Below are 16,665 nucleotides of genomic sequence, written 5' to 3' on the forward strand. Positions count from 1 at the left end.
CATTCCGGATTGCCGGTGCCGGACTCAGTCTAGTACCTTTTGAAAATCACGGGGCGTCGTTAGACAGATCAATTTCATACTGCTGCACTAGCCCGATTATTGATAAATTGTCGATCGGGTCGTCGAACTTAATGCCAAGTTCGCTCGATGATGGCGTAAATTCATATGCAGTGTGATTTCTGATTTTCTTTAAAACCCTGATGGATCTAACCCCGCACATCATGGTCGGGTTTCTCAATTGGATATAGACGAATGCGCTGTTTTGCGTCATTCGATTGATTTCTCTCGACAGCGAGCGAAATATCCATAGAGGCCTCCTACGTGGCCGGTCGATCATCACGAAGAGCTTTGCTTCCTTGGACGCGAGCAGGCGCCTGAAGCGCTCTGTCGTTTTCAGCAATTCCGCGTAATCCGATTCCGTCGATGGATCGCGATGAGCGAACATCTCTATGATGCCGTATTTTTTCAAATAGAAAACGTGATCTGCTCCCGCGTCGGTAGTTTCACGTTTTCTCGTCACAGTCCTGTAGTGAACGGGATCGAGAAATGTTTGCAAATCATCCCGGAAGCAGTGAAGCATTGCCTGCGGAGATGAAAAAGTCCAGTCGAAAGGAAGCGAATAGCGTCGCAATCCAAAATTTCGCAACAGAGAGCTTGTCAGGCAATGCGTCCCAAGAGAAACGATATGCCTCACCGGCATGCCATTTATCGTCTTCTTTTCGCCATGGCCGGTTGCTCGTTTCACGATCTCCGGATGCTCTCTCATGCGCGCGAAATACTCTTCGCTAGAAAGGAAGCCATTTATTAGATCGATAATCGTGGCATCCCTATTATTTGTCACATCAAGTGCGTTAGTCGCTGACATGACGCCACCCTGGTCGCCCTCGCGACTCAGGATGCTTTTGTAAAGATGCTCTACAAGAATTTCGTTCTCGGATTTCATGTGCGGGCGTTGTTTTTCGATGCGGCATCGGCATTCTAATCGATTGCGAATCGGCCTGGAGTGGGCGAACGCGATCCCGGCGAGATCTCGCTCAACAGGCAGCATTCAAGTTCAAGCGCTTCGCGCTTGCCTTCCTGCCTCTCGGCATGCGTTGCCGAACGTCATTCACAAGTAGAACTGCGTTTGTCGACGCAATGTTTCTGAATGGCCCTTGGGCCTTAGCGTCCGCCATTTGGCGGTGACATATCGCCTTCGGGCGGCTTTTTCATTTCGGGGAATCAATGAAGAGCGAACTCGCGACGAGCGCTGCGAAGGTGGCGCCGGCGGTGGGCAGCAATTTCTGGCTGTGGCTGACCAGCCACGACATCAACTGGTGGGTAGCCGTCGCGACGATCGCGTACATCGGGCTGCAGGCGTACTACCTGGTCAAAAACAAGGGTAAGAGGGCATTGCTCGATGGCTAACGCACCGAAGAAGACACTCGCTGGTGTTGTGGGGGCTGCTGCGGCAGCCCTTCTTTTTTCCATGGTCCCGAAGTTCGAGGGGCTGGAGCTCGTCGCGCGTCCGGACCCGATCGGGATCATCACGGCCTGCAACGGCGACACGAAGGACGTGCACGCCGGCCAACGCTTCACGCCTGACGAGTGCCGCGCGCGCCTCGAGCAACGGCTGATCGAGCATGCCGAGCCGGTGCTGAGGTGCACGCCGGTGCTGAAGGGGCACACGTACCAGCTCGCGGCCGCCGTGAGCTTTGCCTACAACGTTGGCGCGGGCGCGTACTGCGGCAGCGCGACGGCGAAGCGGTTCAACTCCGGCGACTGGAAGGGCGCGTGCCGCGCGATGAACGAGGCGGACAACGGCCGCCCGCAATGGGTGACCGCCGCCGGACGCGTGCTGCCCGGTCTGGTGAAACGCCGCGCGGAAGAGCGCGCACTGTGCGAGTGCGACCTATGACGACCACGAAAACTCACGAGACGCGGCGCACGCTTGCCGAAGACGTCTTCTACCCGGATCACGAGCCGCGCACCGAGTCGCCGACGTTCCGCGCGAGCAAGCGCGAGATGAAGGCGGCCGGCGGCTACGTCTGCGCCGTCTGCGGCGACGACCAGGTGGTCGAGTCGCATCACCGGTTCTTCGAATGGGCGTTTTCGCACGCGATCGACTGGAAGTGGATCCGCGGCGTCGCGCTGAACCAGGTCGACTCGATGTTCAGCCACAAGCTGCAACGCGTCGTGCCGATCCCGCGCCAGCACCCCGTCTGGGACGTGATCAAGCTGACGCAGGGATTCGACTGGGAGGCGTTCGATCCGGCGCGGCCGGAGGCGTTCGTCGACTCGACCTACAACCAGCTGCTGCTGTGCGAGTTGCACCACCGAGGCAAGGACCACGGTCGCCACGAGGAAAGTGACCCGGTCTGGAGCGTGCAGGCGTTCCTGCTGCCGGGGTTCGTGTACTCGCCGGACGAGCTGAAGCAGCTGCACTCGAAGGAGGCGAAATGATCTTCCTGAAATCTGCATGGCCGTACCTGGTGGCCGCGCTGCTCGGCGCCGCGGTCGGCGCCTATTCGGTCCATCTGGTCAGTGCGGCCGAGATCTCGGCCATGCGCGCTGATGCGGCGCGAGCCCAAGCGAAGGCAGTCGCTGCGGCGCGCACCGAGGAACAACGCCGCACCGCGGCTCAATCGGAGATTGCGAAAGATGCGAACCAACAACGAACGGCCGCGCTCGCGGATGCTTTTGCTGCTCGCGCTGCCGCTGGCAGCCTGCAGCAGCGCGTCGATCAGCTCGTCGCCGCCGCCCGCCATCCCGCCGCTACCACCGGAAGCCCGGCAGCCGGCGACGCCCTCGATTTGCTTGCCGACGTGCTCGGCCGCGCTGACCAGCGCGCGGGCGATCTGGCAGAGTACGCTGATCGTGCCCGCATCGCCGGCCAGCAGTGCGAGCGCGACTACGACGCGCTGACTGCGGCGGTCCACTGAACGGCTTAGCAATCGTATCGATGCACCTCGCCCTGTAGGAGCAGCCGCAGCTGATGCAGGGCGACCAGATGGCTGCCGCCGGTCTCTTCGTTCCAGACGGACTGGACAGACTTTCGCAGGCTTTCAGCCGCCGTGAATTGCTGCCGCGCGCGGATGATCTCGAGGATGAGCGTGCGCACCTCATGCCCCTCCGGGTAGCGGCGCCACATCGCACGCAGCTCCTGCGTGGTCGGGCAGTTGAAGAACGGAAGGTCTCGGTGCGGCATGATGCGAATACTGTATGGATATACAGGTTATCGCGCAGTAAGATGGTCCCTGTCAAGAATCAAAATAGGGGACGGCAATGTGCACCAACTACGTGGCGCCCGGCGAGGATCCCGGCTTGAGCGAGCTCAAAATCGACAGCTTCAGAGACCTGTACCGATGGACGCCGTGGAAGCCTGAGATCTACCAGGACTATGACGCGCCGATCGTCGCAAGCGTCGACGGCGACTTCAAGCCGCTGATCGCCGGTTTCGGCTTCTGGCCGCGCGCGCTCCAAAAAGCAAATGTCGAGAGGGCGAAGGAGCAGGGGCGCAAGCCACCGGTCATGCGCAGCACGATGAACGTGCGTGACGACAACCTCGGCAAGTCCCCGCTGTATGCGCCGGCGTGGCGCGCGGGGCGCCGATGCCTGATCCCGGCCGCCTGGATCTACGAGCCGAACTGGGAGACGGGCAAGCACGTGCGCTATCGCATTGGCCTGGCCGGTTGGCGGCCGCTCTGCGTCGCCGGCATCTGGCGCACGCTGCAGTACCCGGACGGGGGCGAGCGGCACACGATGGCGATGATCACCGTCAACGCCGACGAGCACCCGATCATGAAGCACATGCACCGGCCCGGCGACGAGAAACGGTCGGTCGTGATCCTGCGGCCTGACGACTGGGAGGAATGGCTGATGACGTCGAACGTCGAGGTAGCGCGTGCGATGCTGCAGCTGTATCCGGCCGAAGACATGGCCGCAGAGCCGGCAGACAACAAGCCTCTTACCGCTGTAGAAGATCAATAGTCGCGGGGAGCGCGATGTCACTCGCACCTACGCTGACCACCGTTTCCGATCTATATCGGAAGCTGGAGCGCGAGTCTCGACGGACCTATGGCACGAGAGTCAAAGAAGAGGAGACGGTTTCCAATCAATTTTCTTTACTAGAGCAGATTTTCCCTCTGCTACATCGTCTGGGAAGCTTTTGTCAGACTCAAGGGCGGTCTTTAAAATCAACCGAGTATTTGCGCAAACGTCAAAGAATTCGGAGAGGTACTCTTGAGTTGGCTTTACCGGAAGACTGCCTGCCTCTGAGCGAAAGTTCGTGCGAATTCGAATCGTCCGATGCTTCTCCGGGAAATCGAGAAATCCATCGAGCATATGATCAGCGTTTATGCTGTTGATGATTCTTGTGACGCGAGATGCATCTATGTTGTTAGGGACGGTGTAAAGTACAGCATACAGGCGCAATATTGCCGCGTGTTCATGGCAAAAAATGTAAGCTAGGAATGACAGTTCATCGTCAGGCTCCCCCTCCAACGTAAAGGGTATGCTGAACATGGATATACCTGCTTCTTTGGCGCCTGCAATCTTTTCGTGGTGGTTAAATTCTAGGCCCAAATCATCAAGGATTGCGAATATCAAACCTTCATTCGTGAGAATGCTGGGTTTCGCCTTCGATTTCTTACGCGCCATCGCACTTCTCAGGTAAAGTATTTAGTTCTTGGAATTTTTCTTTCGGCATCGACGAGAAGAGGAAGTCTGCACTGCGCTCATCGTGAGTGCGGCCACTTAGCCTCACTCGATTTGTTGCTTTGGTGTTTGTGCCAATGCTGTAAATTGACTCAATAACCACGTCTTCGAGATTGCATGTGACCTGCGGCCGAGAAATCGGTAGTCCTTTGCATACTCTTAGAAAATCTACTGCCCGTGTGCCAAATTCATTGGTGAGGCGCAGCAATTTGTCCATTGCTTGGCTTTGCAGCACTTCGCCTGATTCGTACTTGTTGAAGGAATTAATTCCGCCGCCGAAGACAAACGAGGCATCCCGTTGACTCATGTCAAAGCGTTGCCGAATGTATTGAATGTCCGACGTTGAGAGCAATCCTTCGGATTGGCGAATTTCGTCACGCGTTGTGATGAATGCTGCTTTGATTTGCTCGTCGTTATGGCGACGTTGCTCAGGTGTTATCCAGGTGTGGCGACACGGCTCGCAGTAATTTGCGTGAAGGTTTTCCACATTCACATGGAGCCCCTTTGTTTCAACAGTATCGCTATAAGTTATTTCCTTCCACTCGCTCGAACCACATACACTGCATGTATTCGTGCTCGTGAGGAATCGCGTTTTTCCGTATTTCATTTCGTTCCCGAGGGGTGCATTGTCACCAACCCTGCCGCCTCACCGTTTTCATCGAACACAATGGCTAGCTTTAGAGACAAAGCCACACATCCAGCTTCAACGTCGTCTTTCCAGGTGCATTCCTCGTCATCCCATATTATGAAATACTGATCGGCGGTGACATATTCGGTGCCTTTGGGATGACAAACCTTACACATCGGCACTTCCTTTTGCCAATGCACCTCGCCATCTAACGCGGCAATCAGGGTCATGACGTGCTCGTCCCCCCAACCCAGATTCTCCATCGTTCGCCAAGCGACGCCGTTATAGGTACGACGGTCGTCCTCGTTCAGGTAGTAAAAATTGCCGGATGCAAAGTGCTCCTGGTACCTAGGCAGTGTGTCGCGTGCCATGCTAACCCAACTTTACTTCACCATTATGGTGATGTGTTGTAAATATTCAACCTAGGCATCGCAATGTTCGCATCTCGAACATTGCGATCTCTGTTTTCGATTTTAGTGCAGGATCGCCGCGCAACTTTAGAATGAACCATGGTCGGTTGGCCAATGCACACAGGGCCCGCCGGCGCCTACTCGTTCACCGCGGTCAACCTGCATCATGCGGGTCTACCTGCCTCGGCTCTGGGAAGATGTCCCCCCATGCGCACGCATCACCATAGATTTTGCCGCAGGCGAAAATTGGGGGCTAGAGTACGCCGCAAATATTCGTGACGTCGACATGGCAGCGCTACCGAATCGGCGGAGCCGACGTTACTGTTCAGAACATACAGGTAACCGCTTGATTCTTATGGCAGCAAGTTGCACACTCTGGCGCATGTTTTTTCGCCAAAATGTACGCATAACCAATTGAAATCAAAAGAAAAGTCGTCAAAGCGCCCAGCCTATTTGATTGATACGAACGTCATCAGCGAGATTAGAAAGGGCAAGCGAACCAACCGCGGCGTGCGTGCGTTCTTCAGGCAGGCCGAGGCCGACGCGAGCCCGCTTTACCTGTCGGTCGTGACGGTGGGCGAACTGCGGCGGGGCGTCGACCTGATCCGTCATCGCGGCGATCATCCGCAGGCGTCGGCGCTCGAGGCATGGATGGCGACGATCCTGTCCGGCTATGCGTCGAACATCCTGCCGGTCGATATCGAGACCACCCAGATGTGGGGCCATTTGCGCGTGCCCGATCCGGCACACGCCCTCGACAAACTGATCGCGGCCACCGCGCTGATCAACGATCTGACGGTCGTCACCCGCAATGTCGACGATTTCGCTCGCACTGGCGTCCGGCTGCTGAACCCGTTCGATTGATCGGGCTCGCCGCGCCGCGGCAACCTGCCTCCGCTTCCAGCTTCCCGCCTTATCCGTCGCGCATAGCCCGTTCACTGGTCTTGCACGGGCATCCGCTCCGCGCCCCGATTTTCCGCCAGCTCTCGGCCAGCTCCCCACCAATTCCCCCTCCACCTCTCGTCCCAACAGACGATGTGACGCCATCCCCGACCGGCCAGAATCCTTTCACGAACAACGGATTCTGAACCTGGAGGAGGCCGACATGATCGATGTCCGTGCGCTCGGCTACGTCGTCGTCGAGGCGACCCGCGTCGATGCGTGGCGCCGCTATGCGCAAGACGTGCTGGGCATGCAGGCGCTCGACGCGCCCGACGGCGCGCTGTACCTGAAGATGGACGAGCGCGATTTCCGCTACGTGATCGTCCCCGGCACGACCGACCGCTATTTCGCGTCGGGCTGGGAATTGCCCGACGGCGCCGCGTTCGACGCCGCGCTCGCGGCATTGCAGCAAGCGGGTGTCGAAGCCGTGCGTGCCACGCGCGACGAAGCCGCACTGCGCCGCGTGCAGGCGATGGCGTGGTGCACCGACCCGTCCGGCAACCGCCACGAGCTGTACTGGGGCGCGCGCTGCGACTTCCGCCGCTTCGTGTCGCCGCTCGGCGTCGCGCGCTTCGTCACCGGCGACATGGGGCTCGGCCACGCGGTACTGCCCGCGCCGCAGTTCGACGCGACCGACGCTTTCGTACGCGGCGTGCTCGGCTTCGAGCTGTCCGACATCTTCCGTGTGAAGTTCACGCCCGATCCCGCCGAACCCGAGAAGCGCATCCACTTCATGCATTGCCGCAACGCGCGCCATCACAGCCTCGCGCTGTTCGAGATGGCCGTGCCGTCGGGCTGCGTGCACGTGATGGCCGAAGTCGACTCGATGGACGAAGTCGGCCGCGCGCTCGATCGGGTCGCCGCGCACGACGTGAAGATGTCCGCGACGCTCGGCCGGCACTGCAACGACCAGATGATCTCGTTCTACATGAAGACCCCCGGCGGCTTCGATCTCGAATACGGCTTCGGCGGCCTCACGGTCGACTGGTCGAAGCACGCGGTGTTCGAGGCGACCAAGGTGAGCCAGTGGGGCCACGATTTCAGCATCGGATACCGGTAAGCCAGCACGATGACGATGAAACCTCTCGACAAGACGATGTCCGCGCGCGACGTGGTCGCGCAACTCGCCGACGGCATGACGATCGGCATCGGCGGATGGGGGCCGCGGCGCAAGCCGATGGCGCTGGTGCGCGAGATCGCGCGCTCGAACCTGAAGGACCTGACGATCGTCGCATACGGCGGCGCCGACATCGGCCTGCTGTGCGCCGCCGGCAAAGTACGCAAGGCGGTGTTCGGCTTCGTGTCGCTGGACGTGATCCCGCTCGAGCCGCATTTCCGCCGCGCGCGTGAACAGGGCCGCGTCGACGTGCTCGAACTCGACGAAGGGATGCTTCAGCTCGGCCTGCGCGCGGCCGCAGCGCGGCTGCCGTTCCTGCCGACGCGTGCCGGGCTCGGCACAGCGCTGCTCGATCACGCGCCGCAGTTGCGCACGGTGAAGTCGCCGTACGACGACGGCGAGACGCTGCTCGCGATGCCGGCGCTCGAACTCGACGTCGCGCTGCTGCACGCGAACGCGGCCGACCGGATGGGCAACACGCGTATCGACGGCCCCGATCCGTTCTTCGACGCGTGGATGGCGCGCGCCGCGCAGCGCTGCTACGTGTCGGCGGAGACGGTCGATGCGTCGCTCGCGAGCGACGACCTCGACGCCGCGCGCCGCAACCCGTTCGAGCGCTCGCTCGTCACCGGCGTCGTGCACGCGCCGGGCGGCGCGCACCCGACGTCGTGCGGGCCGGATTACGGCTGGGACCTGCCGCACCTGCGTGCGTACTGCGCGAGCGCGGAAGACGATGCGACGACGGCGGCGTACCTGCGCGACGTGGTCGGTCAGGACGAACGCCAGTACCTCGAAGGCGTCGGTGGCCTGTCGCACGTGACGACGCTGCCGTTGCCGATTCTGTAAAGGAGCGCCTGTGAGCGAATCTCTCGACCATTCCCTCGCGGAACTGATGATCGTCGCGTCCGCGCGACTCTGGCGCGACGACGGCGAAGTGCTGGCGACCGGCATCGGCACGGGCCCGCGGCTCGCGGCCGGCCTCGCGCGGCTTGCGTACAACAACGAGCTGATGCTGACCGACGGCGAAGCATATCTCGTCGAGGAGCCGATCCCGCTCGGCCCGCGTCCCGACGGCTATCGCGTGAAGGCGAGCGGCTGGATGACCTACGAGCGCGTGTTCGACTGCCTGTGGCACGGCCGTCGCCATGCGCTCGTGATGCCGACGCAGATCGACCGCTTCGGCCAGGCCAACATCTCGTGGCTCGGCGACGACTACGCGCGGCCGAAGACGCAACTGCTCGGCGCACGCGGCTTCCCCGGCAACTCGACGAACCATGCGAATTCGTTCTTCGTCAGCGGCCACGGCAAACGCACGTTCGTCGACGACGAGGTCGACATGGTGTGCACGATCGGCTACAACCCGGCCCGTCGGCTGCCCGGCATGAAGACCTTCGTCGACCTGCGCAGCATCGTCACCGACCTGTGCGTGATGGATTTCGGCGGGCCCGACCACGCGATTCGCGTGCGCTCGCTGCATCCCGGCGTGAGCTTCGACGAGGTGCAGGACGCGACCGGCTTCCCGCTGCTCGCGCATCCGGAACTCGGCACGACGGCCGCACCGAACGCGGAAGACCTGCGCATCGTGCGTGCGCTCGATCCTCACAACCTGCGCGCGACGATCGTGCGCAACAATCCGGCGCCGCGCCGCGGATGAGGTCCGACATGGAAGCGACCCAGGTGACGTTCGGCGACGGTGTCGTCGGCTACGCGGTCGAGGACGGCATCGCGACGATCACGATGAACCGTCCCGAGTATCACAACGCGCAGAACTCGAAGATGACGTATGCGCTCGACGCGGCATTCCGGCGCGCGGCGCATGACGACGCGGTGAAGGCGATCGTGCTGGCGGGCGCCGGCAAGCATTTCTCGGCAGGTCACGACATCGGCACGCCGGGCCGCGACATTCACGAGTCGTTCGACCGCGCGTCGCTGTGGTACGACCACGCGGACAAGGAGGGCGGCGAATTCCTCTATGCGCGCGAACAGGAGGTGTACCTCGGGATGTGCCGGCGCTGGCGCGACCTGCCGAAGCCGACCATCGCGATGGTGCACGGCGCATGCATCGCGGGTGGGCTGATGCTCGCGTGGGTGTGCGATCTGATCGTCGCGTCGGAGGATGCGTTCTTCGCGGATCCGGTCGTGCGCATGGGGATTCCCGGCGTCGAGTACTTCGCGCATGCGTACGAGCTGAACCCGCGCATCGCGAAGGAATTCCTGTTCCTCGGCGAGCGGATGCCGGCCGAGCGCGCGTACCAGATGGGGATGGTCAACCGCGTGGTGCCGCGCGAGCGGCTGCGCGACGCGACCTACGCGATCGCCGCGAAGATCGCGACGATGCCGCGCCTCGGCCTCACGCTGACGAAGCAGGCGCTGAATCACGTGGAGGAACTGCAGGGCAAGCGCGCGGCGATGGACGCGGCGTTCGCATGGCATCACTTCGCGCATGCGCACAACGAGCTCGTCAGCGGCGACCGCCTCGGCGGCTACGACGCACGCAAGATGGCCAGCTCGCAGCGCAAGCCGGAGCCGCAGGGCGACGAAGGGCAGGCCGACGCCGCGCCGGCCGCGGTCAACGGAGCCGCCGCATGAGCCCGCCGCTTCATGGCCCGCTGCATACGCCGCTGTGCGACCTGCTCGGCTGCCGCTACCCGATCGTGCAGACCGCGATGGGTTGGGTGGCCGACGCACGGCTCGTCGCGGCGACCGCCAACGCGGGCGGCTTCGGCTTCCTGGCCGGCGCGACGCTCGAACCCGAGCAGGTCGAGGCCGAGATCCTGAAGGTGAAGTCGCTGACCGACCGGCCGTTCGGCATCAACTTCCACATGTTCCAGAAGAACGCCGCCCAGGTGGTCGATCTCGCGATCGAGCACCGGCTGCGGGCAGTCAGCTACGGCCGCGGGCCGGACGCGAAGACGATCCGCCGCTTCAAGGACGCCGGCATCGTCTGCATGCCGACCGTCGGCGCGCCGAAGCACGCGGCGAAGGCGGTCGAGCTCGGCGCGGACATCGTAACGGTGCAGGGCGCGGAAGGCGGCGGCCACACGGGCTCGGTGCCGACCACGCTGCTGCTGCCGAAGGTGCTCGACGCGGTGCGGGTGCCGGTCGTCGCGGCCGGCGGCTTCTTCGACGGGCGCGGGCTGGCCGCCGCGCTCGCGTACGGCGCGGCCGGCATCGCGATGGGCACGCGCTTCCTGATGAGCGCCGAATCGCCGGTGCCGCGCGCGACGCTCGACCGCTACGTCGCGGTCGGCGACCCGGCGCGGATCCGCGTGTCGGACGCGCTCGACGGGCTGCCGCAACGGATGATCGACAACCCGTATCTGCTGAAGCTCGAACGCTTCGGCCCGCTGCGCCGCACGCTGTTCGCGCTGAAGACGGCCGAAGCGTGGCGCCGCCAGAACGGACTGCGCACGACCGACATGCTGGGCCTCGCAATCAAGGCGCTGCGCTCGCACGACTACACGGCGAGCCAGACGCTGATGGCGGCGAACGCGCCGTTCCTGATCCAGCGCGCGATCGTCGACGGACGTCCCGACGAAGGCGTGCTGCCGAGCGGCCAGGCGGCCGCGATGATCGGCGCGATCGAATCGTGCGACGCGCTGATCGCGCGGATCGTCGCGGAAGCCGGCGAGCGGCTGGACGCACTGGCCGCGTTGCGCGCAGCGTCAGTGGCCGCGGCGCAGGCTGCGTGAAAAACATTCCAGGGAGGCTTTCGAGATGACAACACCCAATCAACCGGCCGGCGCGACGCCGTTCCGGATCGAGCGCGCCGACGGCATCGCCGAACTGGTGATCGCCCATCCGCCCGTGAACGCGCTCGATGCGCAGGGCTGGCATGCGCTCGCGCGTGCGCTCGACGCGCTCGGCGAGGACGACGACGTGCGCGTGATCGTCGTGCGCGGCGAGGGCCGCGGCTTCTGCGCGGGCGTCGACATCAAGGAGCTGGCCGCGCATCCGGGGCGGATCGTGTCGGTCAACGCCGGCAACTACGAGACGTTTCGCGCGGTGCACCGCAACCCGAAACCGGTGATCGCGGCCGTACACGGGTTCGTGCTCGGCGGCGGGATCGGCATCTGCGGTGCGGCGGACATCGTCGTCGCGGCCGATTGCGCGCGCTTCGGCGTGCCCGAGATCGACCGCGGCGCGATGGGCGGCGGTGCGCACCTGCAGCGGCTGTTCGGCGTGCAGAAGGTGCGCGCGATGTACTTCACCGGCGACATGATCGACGCGGCCGAAGCGTACCGGCTCGGCGCCGTCGAGCAGGTCGTCACGCGCGACGCGCTGCGCGACGCGGCGCTCGCGATCGCCGGCAAGATCGCGGCGAAGAGCCCGGCGATGGTGCGGCTCGCGAAGGAGGCGCTGAACGGCGTCGAGGACGGCGATCTCGAGGACAAGTACCGCTGGGAGCAGGGTTTCACGCTGCAGGCGTACATGACGAACGACTCGATGGAAGCGCGCGCCGCGTTCGTCGAGAAGCGCGACGCGCGGTTCGACACGCAGGTCGACGCACGGGCCGCGGAGGCACGCGCATGAACCTGACCTATACGCCGCAACAGCAGGCGTTTCGCGCCGAGATCCGCGAATGGCTCGCCGCGCACGTGCCGCGCGAGCGGCTGCCGAGCTTCGACACCGAGGAAGGGTTCGCCGCGCACCGCGAATGGGAGCGCACGCTGCACTCGGGCCGCTGGAGCATGGTCACATGGCCGCGCGAACTCGGCGGGCGCGGCTGCGACCTGATCGAGTGGCTGATCTTCGAGGAAGAGTACTGGCGCGCGGACGCACCGATGCGCGTGAACCAGAACGGCATTTTCCTGCTCGGCCCGACGCTGATGGATTTCGGCACCGACGCGCAGAAGGCGCGCTTCCTGCCCGCGATGGCGGCGGGCGAGCACGTGTGGGCGCAGGGCTGGTCGGAGCCGAACGCGGGCTCGGACATGGCCGCGATCCGCACGACGGCGATCCGCATCGGCGACGACTACGTGCTCAACGGCCAGAAGATCTGGTCGACCCGCGCGGTGTGGGCCGACTGGCTGTTCGGGCTGTTCCGCAGCGATCCCGAATCGTCGCGTCACCACGGACTCACGTTCCTGATGGTGCCGTTGTCCGCGCCGGGCATCACGGTGCGACCGATCCGCCAGCTGAACGGGCAGACGGGCTTCGCGGAAATCTTCTTCGACGACGTGCGCGTGCCGGTCGCGAACCGCCTCGCGGCCGAAGGCGCGGGCTGGCAGGTCGCGATGGCGACGGCCGGCTTCGAGCGCGGGCTGATGCTGCGTTCACCCGCGCGGTTCCAGCGCACCGCGCAGGCGCTGCGCGACCTGTATCTCGCGCACCGCGACAGCGCGGACCGCGACCCGACGCTGCGCGAACGCGTGGTGCAGGCCTGGATGGATGCGCAGGCGTACGCGCTGTCGACCTATGCGACCGCGAGCCGGCTGCTGAAGGGCGGCCACATCGGCGCGGAATCGAGCACCAACAAGGTGTTCTGGTCGGAGCTCGACCTGCGGATGCACCAGACCGCGCTCGACATCCTCGGCGCGCACGGCGAGGTCGTCCCGCAGACGGCCGCGCAGCACGCGGCGCTCGGCCACTGGCTCGACGGCTTCCTGTTCGCGCAGGCCGGCCCGATCTACGCGGGCACCAACGAGATCCAGCGCAACATCGTCGCCGAACGGATGCTCGGCATGCCGCGCGCGTGAGCGCGCCGGCGACTCCCTCACTGAACGGACATCGTATGGATTTCGTATTCGATGAAGACCAGGAAGCGCTCGCGGACAGCGTGAAGCGCCTGCTGATGACCGAGATGACCCCGGAGCTGATCCGCGAGCTGTGGGCCACGCCGACCGGCCGCTCCGACGCGCTGTGGTCGCTGTTCGCGTCGCAGGGGCTGACCGCGGTGTCGGTGCCCGAAGCGCACGGCGGCCTTGGCCTGACCGAAGTGGAATGGGCGCTGCTCGCGCAGACCTACGGTTATTTCGGCAGCCCGGAGCCGCTGCTCGACACGGCGCTCGTGTCGGCCGGCGTGCTCGCGCGGCTGCCCGCCGGCGGCTGGCGCGACGCGCTGCTGCGCGACATCGCCGAAGGGCGTGCGCGTGTCGCGCTCGTGCATCCGGTGAACCCGTATGCGGCCGACGTGCACGTCGCGCAAACCCTGTTGTGCGAACACCGCGGCGAGCTGCACCGCGTCGATCCCGCGCAGTGCGCATGGCGCGCGGTCGACAGCGTCGACCCGTCGCGGCGCCTGTTCACGCTCGACTGGGAACCGTCGGCCGCCACGTGCATCGCGAGCGCCGATGAAGCCGCGCCGCTGCTGAACCGCGCGCTCGACCACGGCGCGTTCGCGGTCGCCGCGCAGCTGCTCGGCCTCACGCAGCGCGTACTCGACGTCGCGATCGACTACAGCGCGCAGCGCAAGCAGTTCGGCAAGGCGATCGGTTCGTACCAGGCGCTCAAGCACCTGCTCGCCGACGTCGCGATCCGCTACGAGTTCGCGCGGCCGGTGCTCGCACGCGCCGCGCAGGCGATCGCCGACGATCATCCGCAGCGCGCGGTGCTCGTGTCGCACGCGAAGCTCGCCGCGACCGCCGCCGCGCAACTGGCCGCGCGCCACACGATGCAGGTGCACGGCGCGATCGGCTACACGTGGGAGCTCGACCTGCAGATCTTCATGAAGCGGATCTGGGCGCTCTCCGGCAGCTGGGGCGACAGCGCGTTCCACAAGGCCCGCGTGGCCGACGCGCTGCTCGGCGACGCGTTGCCGATCGGCCCCGCGCAGACCTTCGATTTCGAGGAAACCCACTGATGAAACAAGCCTATATCGTCGACGCGCTGCGCACGCCGACCGGCCGCCGCAAGGGCGGGCTCGCGCACATGCATGCGGCCGACCTCGGCGGCTTCGTGCTGAAGACGCTCGTCGAGCGCAATGCGATTCCGGCCGACGAATACGACGACGTGGTATTCGGCTGCGTCGACACGATCGGCCCGCTCGCCGGCAACATCGCACGCACCTGCTGGCTCGCGGCCGGGCTGCCGCTGCGGGTGCCGGGCGTGACCGTCGACCGCCAGTGCGGCTCGTCGCAGCAGGCCGTGCACTTCGCCGCGCAGGCGGTGATGAGCGGCATGCAGGACGTCGTCGTCGCGGGCGGCGTGCAGACGATGACGCAGATCCCGATCTCGTCCGCGATGACGAGCGCCGCGCCGCTCGGTTTCAACGATCCGTTCTCCGGCAGCACCGGCTGGCGCGCGCGCTTCGGCGATGCGCCGGTGTCGCAGTTCGTTGCCGCGCAGCGGATCGCCGACCACTGGAACCTGTCGCGCGACGCGATGGAGCGCTATGCGCTGGAAAGCCACCGCCGCGCGCTCGCCGCGATCGAGGCCGGCCATTTCAAGCGGGAAATCGTGCCGCTCGAAGGCGTGCTCCACGACGAGACGCCGCGCCCCGACACGTCGCTGGAAAAGATGGCGACGCTCGAGCCGCTGACGCCGGGCGGCTCGCTGACGGCCGCCGTCGCGAGCCAGACGTGCGATGCGGCCGCGGCGCTGCTGATCGTGTCGGAGGATGCGCTGAAGCGCTACGGCCTCACGCCGCGCGCGCGGATCCATCACCTGAGCGTGCTCGGCGACGATCCGCTGTGGATGCTCACCGCGCCGATTCCGGCGACCCAGGCCGCGTTGGAGAAGAGCGGGCTCGACTGGTCGCGGATCGACGTCGTCGAGATGAACGAGGCGTTCGCGTCGGTCGCGCAGGCCTGGCTGGCCGACACGCGTTTCCCGCACGAAAAGACCAACCCGAACGGCGGCGGGATCGCGCTCGGCCATCCGCTCGGCGCGACCGGCGCGCGGCTGATGACGACGCTGCTGCACGAACTCGAGCGCACCGGCGGCCGCTACGGGCTGCAGACGATGTGCGAAGGCGGCGGTCTCGCGAACGTCACGATCATCGAGCGCTTGTGAGCGCGTCACTTTCACGATCTCACGATCCAGGAGGCACAAGCATGGGAATCTGTAACGGACGCACCGTCATCATCACCGGCGCGGGCGGCGGGCTCGGTCGCGAATACGCGCTCGCGTTCGCGGCCGAAGGCGCGGCGGTCGCCGTCAACGACATCCGGCGCGAGGCCGCGCAGGCGGTGTGCGACGAGATTTCGCGACACGGCGGGCGGGCGCTCGCGAATTCGGACGACATCACGCAAGTCGACACCGCGCAGCGGATCGTCGACGCCGCGCGCGACGCGTTCGGCGACGTCCACGTGCTGGTCAACAACGCGGGCATCTGCCGCGACAAGATGTTCACCAGCATGACCGAAACCGACTGGGACGACGTGATGCGCGTGCATCTGCGCGGCCACTTCTGCCTGTCGAGCGTGCTGGCGCGCGTGTGGCGCGACGCCGCGAAGGCCGGCCATCCAGTCGACGCGCGGATCATCAATACGAGCTCCGGCGCCGGGCTGCAAGGGTCGATCGGCCAGTCGAACTACGGCGTCGCGAAGGCCGGTATCGCGGCGCTCACGCTGATGCAGGCGGTCGAGCTGCAGCGCTACGGCGTGCGCGTGAACGCGCTCGCGCCGGCCGCGCGCACGTCGATGACCGAAGGCGTGTTCGCCGACATGATGAAGAAGCCCGCGGACGGCGGCTTCGACTATTTCGATCCGGCCAACGTCGCGCCGCTCGTCGTGTGGCTCGGCAGCGCGCTGTCGGCCGACGTGACGGGCCAGGTGTTCGAGGTCGCGGGCGGGATGATCGCGGTCGCCGAAGGCTGGCGCACCGGCCCGAGCGTCGATCGCGGCGCGCGCTGGGTGCCGGCCGAGATCGGCGCGGCGGTCGCGCGGCTGCTCGCCGAGGCGCGTCCCGCGCAGCGCGTGTACGGGAGCTGA

Annotated in this window: 21 protein-coding genes; 16 read left to right on the forward strand and 5 right to left on the reverse strand. The window is 64.9% G+C overall.

Going from position 1 to position 16,665, the window contains the following annotated elements; all coding sequences use genetic code 11:
* Positions 1-46 precede the first annotated feature (46 nt).
* On the reverse strand, positions 47-943 hold the full coding sequence (locus tag F3J14_RS01280; protein ID WP_166721430.1) for a DUF1796 family putative cysteine peptidase: 897 nt from the start codon (positions 941-943) through the stop codon (positions 47-49).
* Between the two features lie 281 nt (positions 944-1,224).
* On the opposite strand from F3J14_RS01280, the gene F3J14_RS01285 reads away from it, so the two are divergent.
* From F3J14_RS01285 to F3J14_RS01300, 4 genes are read left to right on the forward strand one after another with little or no spacing between them, the layout of a single operon-like run.
* Positions 1,225-1,407 (forward strand): hypothetical protein, encoded by a 183-nt coding sequence (locus F3J14_RS01285; RefSeq protein ID WP_045552435.1) that lies wholly within the window; start codon positions 1,225-1,227, stop codon positions 1,405-1,407.
* The gene (locus tag F3J14_RS01290; protein ID WP_166721431.1) at positions 1,400-1,897 is read left to right on the forward strand and encodes a lysozyme; all 498 of its coding nucleotides are present in this window, start codon (positions 1,400-1,402) and stop codon (positions 1,895-1,897) included. Before F3J14_RS01285 ends, F3J14_RS01290 begins: the two co-directional genes overlap by 8 nt.
* Complete coding sequence (locus F3J14_RS01295) at positions 1,894-2,442, forward strand: hypothetical protein (protein ID WP_166721432.1); 549 nt, start codon at positions 1,894-1,896, stop codon at positions 2,440-2,442. Before F3J14_RS01290 ends, F3J14_RS01295 begins: the two co-directional genes overlap by 4 nt.
* A complete protein-coding gene (locus F3J14_RS01300) occupies positions 2,439-2,921 on the forward strand; it encodes a DUF2514 family protein (protein ID WP_166721433.1) in 483 nt (160 codons plus the stop codon). Before F3J14_RS01295 ends, F3J14_RS01300 begins: the two co-directional genes overlap by 4 nt.
* A gap of 5 nt (positions 2,922-2,926) precedes the next feature.
* On the opposite strand, the gene F3J14_RS01305 is transcribed toward F3J14_RS01300, so the two are convergent.
* A complete protein-coding gene (locus F3J14_RS01305; protein WP_166721434.1) occupies positions 2,927-3,187 on the reverse strand; it encodes a hypothetical protein in 261 nt (86 codons plus the stop codon).
* A 77-nt stretch (positions 3,188-3,264) separates the two neighbouring features.
* Between F3J14_RS01305 and F3J14_RS01310 the strand changes: the two genes are divergently transcribed.
* Positions 3,265-3,969, forward strand: coding sequence for an SOS response-associated peptidase family protein (locus F3J14_RS01310; protein WP_166721435.1), 705 nt, complete (start codon positions 3,265-3,267; stop codon positions 3,967-3,969).
* A 99-nt stretch (positions 3,970-4,068) separates the two neighbouring features.
* On the opposite strand, the gene F3J14_RS01315 is transcribed toward F3J14_RS01310, so the two are convergent.
* From F3J14_RS01315 to F3J14_RS01325, 3 genes are read right to left on the reverse strand one after another with little or no spacing between them, the layout of a single operon-like run.
* Positions 4,069-4,638, reverse strand: a complete 570-nt coding sequence (locus tag F3J14_RS01315) for a hypothetical protein (RefSeq protein ID WP_166721436.1) — start codon at positions 4,636-4,638, stop codon at positions 4,069-4,071.
* A complete protein-coding gene (locus F3J14_RS01320; protein ID WP_166721437.1) occupies positions 4,628-5,302 on the reverse strand; it encodes a type II TA system antitoxin MqsA family protein in 675 nt (224 codons plus the stop codon). The genes F3J14_RS01315 and F3J14_RS01320 overlap by 11 nt, the downstream gene beginning before the upstream one ends.
* The gene (locus F3J14_RS01325) at positions 5,299-5,553 is read right to left on the reverse strand and encodes a hypothetical protein (RefSeq protein WP_166721438.1); all 255 of its coding nucleotides are present in this window, start codon (positions 5,551-5,553) and stop codon (positions 5,299-5,301) included. Before F3J14_RS01325 ends, F3J14_RS01320 begins: the two co-directional genes overlap by 4 nt.
* A 633-nt stretch (positions 5,554-6,186) precedes the next feature.
* Between F3J14_RS01325 and F3J14_RS01330 the strand changes: the two genes are divergently transcribed.
* The 11 genes from F3J14_RS01330 (at position 6,187) to F3J14_RS01380 (ending at position 16,665) form a co-directional block, all read left to right on the forward strand.
* Positions 6,187-6,597 carry a type II toxin-antitoxin system VapC family toxin gene (locus F3J14_RS01330; RefSeq protein ID WP_166721470.1) on the forward strand — a complete coding sequence of 137 codons (411 nt, stop codon included), beginning with the start codon at positions 6,187-6,189 and terminating at the stop codon, positions 6,595-6,597.
* A 241-nt stretch (positions 6,598-6,838) separates the two neighbouring features.
* Positions 6,839-7,735: a VOC family protein gene (locus F3J14_RS01335; protein WP_166721439.1), complete on the forward strand. Its 897-nt coding sequence runs from the start codon at positions 6,839-6,841 to the stop codon at positions 7,733-7,735.
* A 9-nt stretch (positions 7,736-7,744) separates the two neighbouring features.
* Positions 7,745-8,638, forward strand: a complete 894-nt coding sequence (locus tag F3J14_RS01340; RefSeq protein WP_166721440.1) for a CoA transferase subunit A — start codon at positions 7,745-7,747, stop codon at positions 8,636-8,638.
* Between the two features lie 10 nt (positions 8,639-8,648).
* Positions 8,649-9,446: a ketoacid CoA transferase gene (locus F3J14_RS01345; protein ID WP_166721441.1), complete on the forward strand. Its 798-nt coding sequence runs from the start codon at positions 8,649-8,651 to the stop codon at positions 9,444-9,446.
* An 8-nt stretch (positions 9,447-9,454) separates the two neighbouring features.
* Positions 9,455-10,381 (forward strand): enoyl-CoA hydratase, encoded by a 927-nt coding sequence (locus F3J14_RS01350; RefSeq protein ID WP_166721442.1) that lies wholly within the window; start codon positions 9,455-9,457, stop codon positions 10,379-10,381.
* Positions 10,378-11,484, forward strand: coding sequence for a nitronate monooxygenase (locus F3J14_RS01355; RefSeq protein WP_166721443.1), 1,107 nt, complete (start codon positions 10,378-10,380; stop codon positions 11,482-11,484). Before F3J14_RS01350 ends, F3J14_RS01355 begins: the two co-directional genes overlap by 4 nt.
* 25 nt (positions 11,485-11,509) lie before the next feature.
* Positions 11,510-12,325: an enoyl-CoA hydratase family protein gene (locus F3J14_RS01360; RefSeq protein ID WP_166721444.1), complete on the forward strand. Its 816-nt coding sequence runs from the start codon at positions 11,510-11,512 to the stop codon at positions 12,323-12,325.
* On the forward strand, positions 12,322-13,491 hold the full coding sequence (locus F3J14_RS01365; RefSeq protein WP_166721445.1) for an acyl-CoA dehydrogenase family protein: 1,170 nt from the start codon (positions 12,322-12,324) through the stop codon (positions 13,489-13,491). The genes F3J14_RS01360 and F3J14_RS01365 overlap by 4 nt, the downstream gene beginning before the upstream one ends.
* A gap of 35 nt (positions 13,492-13,526) precedes the next feature.
* Positions 13,527-14,594 carry an acyl-CoA dehydrogenase gene (locus F3J14_RS01370; protein WP_166721446.1) on the forward strand — a complete coding sequence of 356 codons (1,068 nt, stop codon included), beginning with the start codon at positions 13,527-13,529 and terminating at the stop codon, positions 14,592-14,594.
* Positions 14,594-15,745, forward strand: a complete 1,152-nt coding sequence (locus tag F3J14_RS01375) for an acetyl-CoA C-acetyltransferase (RefSeq protein WP_166721447.1) — start codon at positions 14,594-14,596, stop codon at positions 15,743-15,745. Before F3J14_RS01370 ends, F3J14_RS01375 begins: the two co-directional genes overlap by 1 nt.
* A 41-nt stretch (positions 15,746-15,786) precedes the next feature.
* On the forward strand, positions 15,787-16,665 hold the full coding sequence (locus F3J14_RS01380; protein ID WP_166721448.1) for an SDR family oxidoreductase: 879 nt from the start codon (positions 15,787-15,789) through the stop codon (positions 16,663-16,665).

Source organism: Burkholderia sp. Tr-862 (assembly GCF_011753085.1).
In the GTDB taxonomy this organism is placed as follows: Bacteria; Pseudomonadota; Gammaproteobacteria; order Burkholderiales; family Burkholderiaceae; genus Burkholderia; species Burkholderia ambifaria.